The organism is Methanomassiliicoccus sp., assembly GCA_033485155.1.
Classification (GTDB): Archaea; Thermoplasmatota; Thermoplasmata; order Methanomassiliicoccales; family Methanomassiliicoccaceae; genus UBA6.
The window spans coordinates 19,185-31,831 of the sequence record JAWQJJ010000009.1 but is presented as its reverse complement, the minus strand read 5'-3'; the positions used below and the strand labels follow the sequence as shown (position 1 = coordinate 31,831).

The window sequence follows — 12,647 nt, the reverse complement described above, 5'->3', positions numbered from 1 at the left end:
TGGCGCGATGCCCAGGCTATCTGTACGCTTCACGCGCGCACCGGCACCGCTCTGGAGGAAGGCCGCAGCTGAAGCACTTCGGTCCGATCTCCAGCGCCTGCTCCACCTCCGCGGTCGGATGGGCGATGGCCTTCATGCCATTGTATTCATCGGAAAGATCGCTCATCACCGTCTCGAAGCAGGTGGCGCACATGCATGCCGCTCCCTTGACCTTATCCCGGTTGCCCATGCGGACGAACATCACGCCCTTGCCGATGTCACCAGTGCAGCGGGAGCACCGCCGCTTCTTGGAGGCGAGCTCTACCCAGATACGAAAATTTTTGTCCATTTACCCATCTTTCCGGTGGACGTTTCTCACGTTTAAGGACGTTGCGACCTGATTTCAGAACGTGGAATATGCAGCCGACAGGCGCGCCAGGAATAGGCCTCCGATGCAAAAAGAATTACACCGGTCTCTTTCACTGGCTCAGTGTCAAGGGGCATGAATTTGCCTACCCTAGCCGATCTTGCGCGCGTCTTAGCTCGTCGGCGTCGATTCCGATGTACGACCGGAAGGATTGATCGATCGTCTCGTGACGCATGAGTCGCGCTATGGTCTCGATCGGAACCCCGGCGAGGTGTAGTCGATGACCGTAGGTCCTCCGGAGATCGTGAGCGCGGAAATGAATTCCCGATGCCTCCGATAGAGCTTCGATCTTCTCCGAAACGTAATCCTTGCTTACTGGACGAAGACCCAACTTCGTTCGAGTGACTAGGAGTCTGTCGGAATCCCGTACTGCTATAGCGCTCCATCCCTGGCGCATGAGCAAGTAATCCGCAAGGGGCTTCTCGGACATCCTCGATAGTTCCAGATGTCCCGGTTTTCCGTCTCCCCGTCCCTTGCCCAGAATAGTGGACTTCTTTACCCGCGACAGCTCCACGCCATTCGTGAGAGTCAGTCGCCGCATGTCGATAATTCTTAATCCATTGTCCACGCCCAGGGAGAATAGCAATTCGACTATGGTCCCCATCGACCTGGCATATTGTCGGACCGTGGCTACGTCCACCTCGGAAAGAAATACTCCATCCACCTTCGGTCGCACCCGATAAGGAAATTTCCACTCCCTCGCCGCCTGGCATCCTGAATATACCAGCATCGCCCGAAGGACAGAGAATGGAACGGCTTTTGATGCCTCGCCCCCTGGATATTCTTTTTCCAGTTGTCTTAACCGGGCTAGTGTTACGGTCTTGGGAGTCGGATAGTTCATGATCTTCCCGATTCGCTCCAGCCAAAAGGTGTAGTGATGCCTTGACGTCGGCCCTATCGAGGCCGTCGCCATGAACAATCTCATTTCGTTGTGCCAGGGGTCTCGATGCTTGTACGGCATCCACGGTCAGGCCCCCCTTATTGAATTCTCAATGTCGTCGATGGCACTATCCAGATTATCAAGGGCTTTCGAAAGATAATCCAACTCTAGTTCGATCGCCTCCCTATCCACCCTCAACGATTCTTGATCATCGTCGACATTCTCTTTGATCTCATCTCTGATCAGCTCAATGCGATCTTTAAGCTCCGAAAGTTCCTCACTGATTTCGCTCAAAACGGCCCCATGCTCCAACTTCACGGTCAGGCCCCCTTGACAACAATGTTGACCCCAAGTCCAGGCAAGTGATACTTTACCTCGCCTTCTCGAACTTCAACCTCTCCGGACGACCATTCAATGATGTCAGCGTAACGGAGCTTGGGTTTTCCGGTGACGCTCCTGGCCTCTTTTTGGAAGGCTCTTCTAAAATCCGTAAGAGGCATGTTTCACGCCCCCTGGCTTGTCTTCAACGACTTGTCCTCAGCTCGAACATGCCACTTGTTAGCGGTTCCCACTTCCCTTCCGAGGCTTACCTTGCATCCCTGTTCCTTCTGATGGCAAGCCTCTTCGAAAGCCTTGGAGAAGTCGTTGAAGATGAAAGTCCGGACGGCCATTCAAGCCGCCCCCAGGTGCCTGGGCATGATCTTTATGCCCTGAGCGGTCAGGTATTCCTTGAGGCGGTCTAGCGGTGCCTCGTCGCCGTCCCAAGCGGAGAGGCCGAGACGGTAGCCAATCAAGTAACCAAGAATAACGCCGTCCTCCACTTGCTTTGATTCGTTCGCCTCTGAGCGGTTCAATCGAGTTATCGAGTCAAGCCAGGTGTTGACGTCTCCGGCGTCTCTCTTGAATCTACGATCTCGTATTGCGGTCCTAAGCCCTAGCTCCATGCCAATGATGTGGTTTGTGTCTCTCATATTATCGATACTCCTCTGAGTTGACAGTTAGCCTGGCCGGGGGAGTTGGTGGAACTCCGGGGGATTATCGAGGAAAAGAAGCGCTAGGTCCCGGCCAGGGTCAGAGTGATTTTGTTCGTTTCAGCTTCTTTCATCCTCGGTTCAAAGGGTAGCTGGTCCACCACGACGCTACCGAGTCCACCGATATATCCGATTTAACATTCTAAATCGGCAAGGAGACATTGCAGGAGCATGTTATATAGTTTTGCTGATTTATCATTTTAAATCGTAATTCTTACGTTTCATAATTTCATATCGTGAAAATAAATATAAATGCACAAGTCACATTAAATGTCATGTTCTAAAATGGTAGAAGTTAAAACGGACGGGCTTGCTGGGATATTGGGAGAGGCGTATGTGGCAGATATCATTCTTTTTCTAGATGAGCATGGTAAAGTACCTGGATCTAGAATCAAGAACGACCTGTACAGCAATTACAGAAAAATCGTTGATATCGCCGAAGTTCTAGAAGGAATGAGAATAATTGAGATTGAGTTCACACAGGCTCCTCGCCGTACTTTTGAATACGAACTTACCGAAAAAGGAAAAAGACTGGCAAAGGCCATCAGAGCGGCAGTTGCCATTGCGAAAGAATAATCAACCCTTTCGCTTGCGATGTAGGCAGTTGGGATCGCATGGTTCCTTTGCTATAGCACCGATCTGCTCCATGATCTCCTGATTGTTCGCATGCCTAATGTTCTCGATAATCTGATATCCCTGCCTCTTCTTGGGGCAGTCCTCCACATCATCGAATAAGGCATCCATCACCGCAATCAGAACCCGCTCAGTCTGAATGTCCACCAAGCTTTCAGGCCCCCGATCGATTTTCCTTACTCTCAGCCTCGGCCATCACCTTGGCTACGAACGCATCTAGTCTCTCTGACCTTCCCCCCCTAGCCTCTTGGATCATGTCTACAACATCCTTGATTGGGTCGGTGCATAAGCAGCTACCATCAGCGTTCCTGAGGTTACAATCCATTTGTTTGCAGTTCTTGCTGGCCTTGAGTCCTCTATCATACACCATTCCGAAGAAGCTGGCCATCTCGTCCAATGAGTATTGGTCCATTTTTATCTCCATGAATGGATTGATTGAGAGGTAGTCGTTGATTGCGGAGGGGGTGGAGCGAAAACCGTTGAAATCGATTTATGAAAAAGTTTGAGCATACAATGGCGGCTGGCCATCGCGTTTTTAAAATGTATCATTTTCGATAAGGTTAGTGAGTAATTCCGAAAGTGGCCGTGTTTAATAGAATCGAATATCTCACAACAGATTCTGGAAGTGATTTTTTACTTGCTCAAGACGCTACATATTTTAGAATATTATAGCAATATTTTTAGTCTAACAATATATGTCAATTTTGGGGAAGCCAGATAATTTTTGGCTAACTAGATGCGGAGTAATCAGTCGTAACTGAGGTGGTCCGTTGCCAAATACTAATGAATTGTTGCTAGAGGCTGAGCGTAGGAAGGTGGAAAAAACATTCATCGAAACATTTGTAGCTATGGGTTTTAAAAACCTAGCAACAAAAGGAAAGCATTTTGTAATTGGATCTCAACGTGGAGAGATCGATCTCACATTCATTTTTCAAAACATTATTCTGGTCTGTGAAGAAACCCAACAATCAGACCTTGACAATATTAAGGACCATCTTAGGACCAAGGTTGTATTTTGGAAAGAGATTAAAGCGAATAAGCCTGCATTCATCCATTGGATAAAAACAACCTTTACAAACGATTTCAGAGACATGACAAATTATCCCACCGATCGCTACCGCATCATTTTTCTTTACTACACTCGCAAAGAATTGCCAGATGAGATCCAGAGTCATGAGCAATTTAATTTTATACAATATATCGATGAAAAGACAATTAGCTATCTTGAAAAGATGTCGGCCGTCATCCATCATTCAGCGAGGAATGAGCTATTCAAATTTTTAAAACTCAACTTTTCCGATATCGGTGCTCCAGTTTCGAACAGAGTAAGCATTCATCCAATTGAAGCGGCAGTAATTCTTCCAGAAGGCGCTTCGGGATTTCCGGACGGAGTGAAAATTGTAACCTTCCTGATGAGCGCAGAGGACATTATGCATTGTGCATACGTGATGAGGAAGGGAAGCTGGTATGATCAAATGCGAGTCTATCAGCGACTCCTTGTGCCAAAAAAAATCAGGGAGATGAGAACTTTTATCTTAACAAATGAAAGATCATTCATAGATAACATAATAGTCGCTCTTCCAGAAGGCGTAGAGTTTCATAATTCGAACACCAATGAACTTGTTCGGTTAGAACAATTACATGATATTGATACAGTAACAATTCATATTCCAAAGCAAATAAATTCGATCGCAATTGTGGATGGACAGCATAGAATCTACGCCCACTATGAAGGCGATCCATCCGATCCAGATGAGAGGAAAATTGCAGAGATTAGGCATACAAGACAAGTGTTAGTTACGGGTTTGGTTTTTGCCACTGGCATATCTAGTTCAAAAAAGTTTGAAATTCAAAGCGATCTATTCCTTCAGATAAATTCAACACAAAAGAAAGCAGAAAAATCTCACCTCGATTTTATCAATGCTATGAGAGAGCCTTTTTCGCGTGTTGGTGTAGCAAGAAGAGTGTTAACTAACTTAAATTCAAAAGGCCTTTTTGCTGATAAATTCGCGTTGGATACCGATGACCACGGAATTAAAACTGCAATGATCATCGAACACGGTTTGAAGGATCTTGCTGAAATCAAAGATGCAAGTGACTCTCTATATCATTATTGGGATTTCGAAAATAAACAAATATTGATGGGAGTAGATTCGAACGAGAAAGATGAAGTCCTAGAAAAATACACAGCTTTTTGTTCGAAACAAATTGAGAACTATTTTAGGGCAATTAAGGCAGTCTTTGATGATGAATGGAAGTTTGATGGCAGTACAAAACTTTTAAGAGTGACCGAGATTGTTGGTTTTCTGAAGGCCTTTAGAACATTTTTGAGGGAATATCAGAAGGTGGAGGAATTCGCATTCTATAAAGAGAGGCTAGAGAGGCTACGTGACACTGACTTAGATTTCACTCAGCAATACCCCCGATATCCATACGCATCATCTCAATGGACGAAATTCGGCGATTTCGTATCTGAGAATTGTTGGTATGACTCGCCAAGAAACAGATCGGATTTAACACAGCCATCCACTGAGGAAATGAGAGAATGACCGAAATGTTGATCGCTCAATTTGTTATGCACCTAATGAGAGATCTAAATGGTTGAATTAAGGCAGATAAGCGAGTCTGACGATCCCCTATATCTAGTTGGAGATTCAAGGTTTATTAAGGATATTTTTCCAGTAGAGTCCATTGGAAAACCAAACCTCGTCATCACCTCGCCTCCATACTTTACATTAAAAAATTATGAAGACAACGGTAAACAAATTGGACATGGACAGAGCTATAAAACATACCTTGACGACCTCGCCAAGATATTCGAAGCATGTTGTCAGTTGACAACAGAGAGCGCTACCCTTTGGATGGTCGTTGACACATTTAAGGCTAAAGACAAGTCCACGGTTACTTTACCTTTCGACATTGTCAACAAGCTGAAGGATAATCAGTGTAGATGGAGCCTTAGAGATATTATCATCTGGAATAAAACGAAAAATATTCCTTATGCCGCAAAAGGTTATTTTAAAAACCATTTTGAGTATATATTATTCTTCACAAAAAACGATGAATTTGTTTTCAACATTGATGAGACGAGAGAAATCTCAGACTTAAAAAAATGGTGGGTCAAGTATCCAGAGAGATACTCCCCTAATGGTGTCTCACCCTCAAATATATGGGAAATAACTACAAGAATGAAGGGCTGGGGTCACGATGATACGAAGCATGTGTGTCCCTTTCCTCTCTCGCTTGCAGAGAGAATTATCTCAATAGCCTCGAACCCAGGAGATCTCGTTTTTGATCCATTTGCAGGTTCGGGGTCAGTCCTTGCTATGTCAAAAGTAATGGGGCGAAGATCAATCGGCATCGATGTGAATAACACCTATCGTGAGGAATTCTCAAGCGTTCTGAGAGAGGCAAAAAGGCATTGGGATCTGAAACAAAAAGAACTAATAGCCATCAAGGCAAGACTCTCTGATTTCCGAATCATTAACATGCGGTTACGAAAGCTTAAGGTTGCAGCTAGATGGTTGAAGGAATACCGCCTGGGGGAAAACGGGTTAGGTCAGGTCGCATCGAGGATAGTCTGCCTTGGTGGCAGGGATCAGGACCATTCTATTGAAATGATTATCGTAAATGATGATCTCATCCAAGCATCACAGGTTGATGCTACTGAAAAGGTCGATGCGTTGATCAGTCAAGCAGGAATTAACGTATTGATAAATCGCGTGGATTTAGAAGAGTTAGTACGGATGATCAAAGGTAAGCAGATTTACACGTATCAACTAGACCGTCCATCCCAATACAATGATGTCATAGTGCTATCAAATAATATTGAACGTCTAGATGCGAATGGAACACTATTTTCAGACATCGGGATTAACATTTCAAAGCCAACAGATATTGAAAAAAAGAGCCTTGATAGCCTCCTCCCCGATCGTGTGAAAGCTACCCCACCTAGAACTGTTAAAAAGGGTCATCAGGAAAAGCTACATGATGGGAGCAGATAGTTTGGATGAACGATCGTGACAGGAGGAAATGAGGATCAAATTATAGGATTATCGAGGAGTGCTACATCAAAGAGAGGAAAAATCATTCGACGAGTATTCATTCTCCAAGTATGAATTAGGATGGCCAGACAGAATGTGTATCGAATTATGCAACGAGTATGCAAAGCTACATGCAAACAAGAGGTAGCCAGTAGTTTTCACCGCTTTAGTTTTCCAATTTCCTCGAATTTCTGATTTGCATACTTTTTCATGGCCATCACCACGGCTAGAGATCATAATCCTTGAAAATAGCCAGACTGTCGAACTTTACATAATTCGTTGCATACTATGGTACTATAGGCTTGCATTATGCAACGCTTTATGCAACGGAGGGAATGGAGCGCGAGGAGAACAATTTTCAATCGAAAACAATGTCCGTAGATCACCGTTTTTAGGGCTAGAATAATGTATTCAAATGGTATTCATCTCTGTTTGTAGAAAACTTATCCAGATGTTTTCTCTGTTTCTGTTCTCGCTAACCGTAGAAAATCAAATTTGAATAATTTTCATGCACGTCTATGTCAAACCTATATGAAAAAGTGGTATCGAGCCAGATGAACGACCGTTGAATAATTTCACCTTCCTATAGGTACTATAGAGCTGCATTATTCAAGGAATTATTCTGAGTAGGGAAGAAAGCTCGAAGGAAACAAAATGTAATGAAAACCGGGGTAAAGGGTTTACTTTCCCGCTCGTTTGTTGTATCTCCCCGGCGGCCGTTTAGCTACTCTCTTCATGATCTCCTCCTGCCCGATCTTGAAGAACTCTTCAAGCGCGGCGTCGGTGACGTCCGATTTCGTCAGGCCGAACACAAGGTACAACTTCTCCAGCCTCGCCGCTTGCTTTGGACTGAGCCTAAGCTGGATAGATACAAACTTCCTCTCTTCCGCTCCGGAGATCATCGAGCCCCCCTCCTCTGACGGACCATCATAACGATCTCGTCCGCCGGTCTCGCTAGGAAGAGGTCGACGGCTAGAGCGACAACTTCCGATTTACCACAACCTTTGATGCGGTCCAGCTTGGTCAAGGCGACCTCTTGAGCCACAGGCAATCTGACCTTGACGACCGTATCCTTCTTGGTCTCAGCCATCACGTCGACCGCCTCCTTCTCCTCAACCTCTCGGCGAGAATGATCACTACCGAGAAGGTCAGCATCACCAGGACGGTGAACACCAAGGAGAACCACACATGCTCCCAAGTGTTCATGTCGAACCTCCGGAAGCCTCGTTAGAGCATGTCGGCGGAGACCTCTCCGCCGTCACCTCCTCGCCCCCCTCGGAAGTATATGAACCCCCCTCCCTTTTTCGAGGGAGGGTATTCCGACAGGGGAGGTATGTCTGATAGTCGACGCCCTCCATGACGAAGTGGTCTCGGAGGGTGTTCCTGGGAACGCCTAGCTCCTTAGCCGTCGCGGCGAGAGAACCGCGAACCTTTAGAAGCTCGATCGCTAGGCCGGTGTTGATATCTTTCCGGACCTTCTGACCCCAACCCTTGCCCTCATGGATTCTCCGAGCGATTCCTTCCTTGACGCGCTCGGCCGTTTGCTTCCGTTCCAGCTCTCCGAGAGCCAGGACGATACGGACGAAGAACTCACCGATCGGCGTCGAGGTGTCCACGTTGCCGCAGACAGTGTCCTTGACCAGGATGAGAGCAACGTTAGCTCGTTCGAGCTTCTTGATGAGGACCATGCCCTCCTCGGCGTTCCTGATGAACCTGTCCAGTCGAAGGATAACAACCGCGTCGATAGGATGGCTCCTGTCCGTAGCCATCTCCATGAGCTTCCTGAAGCCCGGGCGATTGGTGTCCTTCCCGCTTCTGTGATCTACGAAAGCATGAACGATCTCCAGGTCATGCTCCCTGGCGTACTTGCGGAGGATAAGGAACTGGGTCTTAGGGTTCTGCATCTCCGCTTCCTCGGAGGTGGAAACCCGAGCGTAGAGAGCAACCTTCACCGGGATCCCTCCGGTATACTCTCTCCTGCAGGAGCCGGTATACTCTTTACTCGAGGACGGAGTATACTCGGATGATCAGCGCAGTATACTTCATGCTCCTTGATTAGAATCCCAATTATCTCGTCGTAGGTGTGGACCTTGCGGCGATAGCCCGGCCAGTATTCTTTTTCCTCGAACATCCAAGCTTCTAGCTTTTCTTTCACCTCGTTCGAAATCTTGATGGTCTTCTCCATCGGCTCAGATTTCTTTTCATACCATGTCACCGGCCATCCCTCCTGGAGAGCGGAGGAAGAAGAGCAAGCGGAGTAGGCAGAGGCGTAGGTTCCTTCATCCTGTGCCAGATGGCCAGAACTAGGAACAGAGGCGAAGCAACCAGGACCAGGAGAACCGTAACGACTCGAACCGGGGGAGAGATCATCCGAACATCACCTCCTCATCTAGCGAAGCGATAGCAGGGTCTCTGGGAGCTTGCGGTTGGCCCTTGCGTTGCATCTCCAACCTCTGATACTCCATCGTTCGAGCCTGGAACTCGGTGAAGTTATCGAGCGCTTTCCAAGTCTCTTTCAGACGACCGAGTACCCGCAAACGAAGAGCATCCAGCTCTTCCTCTTCCGCTTGAATCCTGGCCTGGATGTCGGCCAGTTCTTCCTCCATCGCGTCGTGGCTTTCTTTCGCCGTCAGCAAGAACCGAGCGTTGGAGATGTTGGCCTGAGCGAACTCTATCTCCGTATCTCCCTTGGAGTGATCGATGATGACTCCAGGATGATCTGCGAACCCTGCCAGGTTCTTAGGCAGGTGCTTGAGCAGTTCAGGATTGCTGTAGGCGAAATACACTTGCCCCACCATCTTCCCGACTCTACAGCCGCGTATCCGGTCGAACTTCCAGCCGCCGTGTCGCTCCAGGAAGTCCAACACGCCGAACACTTCCTTATCGAAGAAGTGAACCGGGTAGTCCTTCCCGGCGTCGATGTCAGCGGCCGTGAGATGAATCCTAGGAGGGTAGACGTGCAAGTTCCTGAGATTCGGAGTGATCCTGAGCTGAAGAACAACGGAGTAATCCCATCCAGGTATCCTAAGCTCGGTCGTCCACCTCCAATTGTTATGGTACCCTTCCTCGCCTCCCAGGTCGCAAGGGTCAGTGAAGAGAGGAATCTCTATTGCGTCCTTCCCCGGCTCGGCTACGGAGATTACTTTCTGCTCTCCGAGCTTGGTGATAGGAAAGACGATGTGCCCATGCATGTGCGCTTCTAACGTCTCGATGTCGTACTGTTCGAGGCGAACCGAGGCCGGAGGAGAGGTTGAGGCGATCGAGGAAGGCATGACAGGGGGTCTGTCAACCGGTTGAGCCGTAGGTTGAGCCTCTAAGCCAGCTACGTCGTCTTCAATGATTTTGGCGGAGATCGGCCTTGCCTCCTCGAAGAACCTTGCTTTCGGCCCTCGTTCGTAAAGTCCGGTTCCCTCGATCGCCTTCAAAATCTTCTCGTCGAGAAGCTTATTCTTCTGCCGCCGTACCGCTTCCTCGGAGATGTCCAGTATCCTAGCGACATCTGCCTGTATGTGCCCCTCGATGAACAGCTCGTATATCTGTCGGCGGCGGGGGGTGGTTTTGACGGTGATGATGCTAATTCACCCCCCTAACATCAACGGCTTCCTCAAGGGGTTGAGTTGAGGGTTGAGCCGTGAAAAAAAGAGGTTGAGTTTGCTGGCTCATCAAAATGACAGCCTTTTCGGGGGTTGAGCCGTGCGGTTGAGTGTCATGGTTGAGACCATGACGGCCAGCGTAGTTGAGAACAGGTTGAGCCGAGGTTGAGGAGAGGTTGAGCCTCATTCCCATCCCTCCCGGTGAAAGCCTTGACGCACTAGCCTAGCGGCGTATGCCTTTGGAGGCCATAGCGGCCGGTCCTCCTTGACCACATGACCGTTAGGCTCGGTCCAGGTGGCCACGTCCTTACTCAGTGTGACCTGGGTCCCGTCCGAGTGCGTGAGAATGATCTCTTTCATTCCTTCGCCTCCGCTATGGCGGCTCTTACGGTCTCAGGAGTCAGTAGGTAAGCGACCGAGCCGTTGAGAGTCCCGGCACGACGGACGAACGGACAACAGCGCACGATCTGGAGCGCACCCCTCCGCTCGAAGTACCTTGAATGTTCGTCCCGAACTTGTCTGAAGACATCGACGGCGGTGAACTTGCTCAGTCGAATGCACGCGTCCAGGAGCAATCTCTCTTTGAGGTCGAGACCATCGAACATGGCCGGTCTCTGGACCTTCGGCTTGTGGTCGAGCAACGCCTCGGCCTCGATGTTCTTCCTGGACAACATAACGAGGAAGTTAACCACCTTGCCGACCTCCATCGCGTCCAGGCCCTCGCGCCTCAGGCTGTTGAAGACCTCCATCGCTTCCTGATAGCAAGGGTCTTTCATGGGGTCCTTGTTGAGCGAGGGGAAGGCTACTGGCATTTCGCTAACGGTCTCGTCCATCAAGCATCACGCCCCTTGAATCGGCGCTGGACCGCTCGAATCGTAAGCCTGGCGGGCAGGACGAAAAAGAGTTCAAACCGCCACACGATCTTGTTGAGGAAGTGAGCGGTCATCATTCATCCTCCGAAGGATTGAACGTCTGGCCGTCCGGTCTCCGGATGAAATCCGGACAGGGAACTTTCGTTTCCTCCCGACCGGCGAACCGGCGCTTGGTGCATCGGTCCCAGAGTCCATTGTATCTGGAGCAATGGCACTTCCTCGCCTCGTCGTGACAGAAAGCGCAATGCATCTTCCGTATGCGGACCTTATGAACGCCGACTGCCTCGATTACGCTGGCCAGCTTGGAGAGCTTCATATCGAACACCTCCCCCGGCATTCGTCCTTCGCTCCCTGTGCTGGCCTGGGAGCGTAGACCGTTCCAGGCGAAGGCTTGGAAAACTCTCTCTGATTCAGCCTCGCCCGCTCGATGATCTCCCGTTGATGCGATGGAAGCTCACAGAACTTGAGAGCCTTCTTGGTCGGGTTCGCTTGGTATTCCCTTAGAGACTCCTCGCCCTCATGTTCGAGGATGAAAAGCTCAAGCGCTATCTGGTCCTCCTCGGCCTCGGTCCTCGGCTTCATGGGAACGGGCGGTCGCACCATCGCTTCGAGCCGGAGGTATGCAGCCGCGTGTGCTGAGGTGTCGCCTATGCTAACACCTCCTGTCGCGTGTTCTTAGGGCGGTTTAGACCACTCTCGGACCTCGGCCGCATCTTCCCTAGCGACCGACCGTCAACGAAGCCGATAGAGGCGGCGTAACGTTTACAGGGTGGGCAAGAGTCGCAACTGTCACCCTTACAGCGTTTCGTCATCTCCTTGCACGCCTCGATCTCCTTGCCGTCGCCGTCGATGAATTGACAGCCCTCGCAACAATCGTTGAAGGGTAGATCGCTCAAGAGATCACCCCCGCGCGAAGGGGATTAAGGGTACTTCGGCAGGGCTCGTCGTAAGGGGTGCCACAGAAGGTACCTTCGGTCAAACGAGCGGCTTGATTGGCTAATGCAAAAAACGCGTCCCTGAAGTCCGAACCAGTGAATTCAGACAAGCGAAAAAGAATTAAAGGGGGAACTATTACAGGGGAATGCCCGAGTGGGGTAGCTTGGATATCCTAAGAGATTGCGGATCTTTAGACCCGGGTTCGAATCCCGGCTCGGGCGCTTCTCGTCCCCCTCAAAGCCCTTATCTTTTC

At 49.1% G+C, this 12,647-nt stretch carries 21 protein-coding genes and 1 tRNA gene; 4 read left to right on the top strand and 18 right to left on the bottom strand.

Annotated elements, in window-relative coordinates; translation table 11 throughout:
- Positions 1 to 16: 16 nt before the first annotated feature.
- From SA339_12205 to SA339_12180, 6 genes are all read right to left on the bottom strand, one after another.
- Positions 17 to 328, bottom strand: coding sequence for a hypothetical protein (locus SA339_12205; protein ID MDW5563975.1), 312 nt, complete (start codon positions 326 to 328; stop codon positions 17 to 19).
- A 163-nt stretch (positions 329 to 491) separates the two neighbouring features.
- Positions 492 to 1,070, bottom strand: a complete 579-nt coding sequence (locus SA339_12200; GenBank protein ID MDW5563974.1) for a site-specific integrase — start codon at positions 1,068 to 1,070, stop codon at positions 492 to 494.
- A 303-nt stretch (positions 1,071 to 1,373) separates the two neighbouring features.
- Positions 1,374 to 1,604 (bottom strand): hypothetical protein, encoded by a 231-nt coding sequence (locus SA339_12195; protein ID MDW5563973.1) that lies wholly within the window; start codon positions 1,602 to 1,604, stop codon positions 1,374 to 1,376.
- A gap of 2 nt (positions 1,605 to 1,606) precedes the next feature.
- The gene (locus SA339_12190) at positions 1,607 to 1,786 is read right to left on the bottom strand and encodes a hypothetical protein (GenBank protein ID MDW5563972.1); all 180 of its coding nucleotides are present in this window, start codon (positions 1,784 to 1,786) and stop codon (positions 1,607 to 1,609) included.
- A 3-nt stretch (positions 1,787 to 1,789) separates the two neighbouring features.
- Positions 1,790 to 1,957, bottom strand: a complete 168-nt coding sequence (locus SA339_12185) for a hypothetical protein (protein ID MDW5563971.1) — start codon at positions 1,955 to 1,957, stop codon at positions 1,790 to 1,792.
- Positions 1,958 to 2,257, bottom strand: a complete 300-nt coding sequence (locus SA339_12180) for a hypothetical protein (GenBank protein ID MDW5563970.1) — start codon at positions 2,255 to 2,257, stop codon at positions 1,958 to 1,960.
- 345 nt (positions 2,258 to 2,602) lie between these two features.
- On the opposite strand from SA339_12180, the gene SA339_12175 reads away from it, so the two are divergent.
- Positions 2,603 to 2,893: a hypothetical protein gene (locus SA339_12175; protein MDW5563969.1), complete on the top strand. Its 291-nt coding sequence runs from the start codon at positions 2,603 to 2,605 to the stop codon at positions 2,891 to 2,893.
- On the opposite strand, the gene SA339_12170 is transcribed toward SA339_12175, so the two are convergent.
- Entirely contained in the window at positions 2,894 to 3,097 is a 204-nt protein-coding gene (locus SA339_12170; protein ID MDW5563968.1) for a hypothetical protein, read from the bottom strand. It lies immediately after the preceding gene.
- Positions 3,098 to 3,104: 7 nt separating this feature from the next.
- Positions 3,105 to 3,374: a hypothetical protein gene (locus tag SA339_12165; GenBank protein ID MDW5563967.1), complete on the bottom strand. Its 270-nt coding sequence runs from the start codon at positions 3,372 to 3,374 to the stop codon at positions 3,105 to 3,107.
- 367 nt (positions 3,375 to 3,741) lie between these two features.
- Between SA339_12165 and SA339_12160 the strand changes: the two genes are divergently transcribed.
- Positions 3,742 to 5,499: a DGQHR domain-containing protein gene (locus SA339_12160; GenBank protein ID MDW5563966.1), complete on the top strand. Its 1,758-nt coding sequence runs from the start codon at positions 3,742 to 3,744 to the stop codon at positions 5,497 to 5,499.
- 48 nt (positions 5,500 to 5,547) lie between these two features.
- Positions 5,548 to 6,954: a site-specific DNA-methyltransferase gene (locus SA339_12155; protein MDW5563965.1), complete on the top strand. Its 1,407-nt coding sequence runs from the start codon at positions 5,548 to 5,550 to the stop codon at positions 6,952 to 6,954.
- A gap of 719 nt (positions 6,955 to 7,673) precedes the next feature.
- Here SA339_12155 and SA339_12150 read toward each other — a convergent pair.
- The 10 genes from SA339_12150 to SA339_12105 all read right to left on the bottom strand — a co-directional run bounded on the left by SA339_12150 (position 7,674) and on the right by SA339_12105 (position 12,354).
- Positions 7,674 to 7,895: a hypothetical protein gene (locus SA339_12150; GenBank protein MDW5563964.1), complete on the bottom strand. Its 222-nt coding sequence runs from the start codon at positions 7,893 to 7,895 to the stop codon at positions 7,674 to 7,676.
- Positions 7,892 to 8,086 carry a hypothetical protein gene (locus SA339_12145; GenBank protein ID MDW5563963.1) on the bottom strand — a complete coding sequence of 65 codons (195 nt, stop codon included), beginning with the start codon at positions 8,084 to 8,086 and terminating at the stop codon, positions 7,892 to 7,894. The genes SA339_12150 and SA339_12145 overlap by 4 nt, the downstream gene beginning before the upstream one ends.
- Before the next feature lie 109 nt (positions 8,087 to 8,195).
- Complete coding sequence (locus tag SA339_12140) at positions 8,196 to 8,945, bottom strand: recombinase family protein (protein MDW5563962.1); 750 nt, start codon at positions 8,943 to 8,945, stop codon at positions 8,196 to 8,198.
- Positions 8,942 to 9,208, bottom strand: a complete 267-nt coding sequence (locus tag SA339_12135) for a hypothetical protein (GenBank protein ID MDW5563961.1) — start codon at positions 9,206 to 9,208, stop codon at positions 8,942 to 8,944. Before SA339_12135 ends, SA339_12140 begins: the two co-directional genes overlap by 4 nt.
- Before the next feature lie 151 nt (positions 9,209 to 9,359).
- A complete protein-coding gene (locus tag SA339_12130; protein MDW5563960.1) occupies positions 9,360 to 10,265 on the bottom strand; it encodes a hypothetical protein in 906 nt (301 codons plus the stop codon).
- Between the two features lie 504 nt (positions 10,266 to 10,769).
- Positions 10,770 to 10,946, bottom strand: coding sequence for a hypothetical protein (locus SA339_12125; protein MDW5563959.1), 177 nt, complete (start codon positions 10,944 to 10,946; stop codon positions 10,770 to 10,772).
- Entirely contained in the window at positions 10,943 to 11,419 is a 477-nt protein-coding gene (locus SA339_12120; GenBank protein ID MDW5563958.1) for a hypothetical protein, read from the bottom strand. Before SA339_12120 ends, SA339_12125 begins: the two co-directional genes overlap by 4 nt.
- 112 nt (positions 11,420 to 11,531) lie before the next feature.
- Positions 11,532 to 11,774: a hypothetical protein gene (locus tag SA339_12115; protein MDW5563957.1), complete on the bottom strand. Its 243-nt coding sequence runs from the start codon at positions 11,772 to 11,774 to the stop codon at positions 11,532 to 11,534.
- Complete coding sequence (locus tag SA339_12110) at positions 11,771 to 12,040, bottom strand: hypothetical protein (GenBank protein ID MDW5563956.1); 270 nt, start codon at positions 12,038 to 12,040, stop codon at positions 11,771 to 11,773. Before SA339_12110 ends, SA339_12115 begins: the two co-directional genes overlap by 4 nt.
- A 65-nt stretch (positions 12,041 to 12,105) precedes the next feature.
- Complete coding sequence (locus tag SA339_12105; GenBank protein ID MDW5563955.1) at positions 12,106 to 12,354, bottom strand: hypothetical protein; 249 nt, start codon at positions 12,352 to 12,354, stop codon at positions 12,106 to 12,108.
- Positions 12,355 to 12,541: 187 nt separating this feature from the next.
- Here SA339_12105 and SA339_12100 point away from each other — a divergent pair.
- A tRNA-Arg gene (locus SA339_12100) sits at positions 12,542 to 12,615 on the top strand.
- The last annotated feature ends 32 nt before the right edge of the window (positions 12,616 to 12,647 follow it).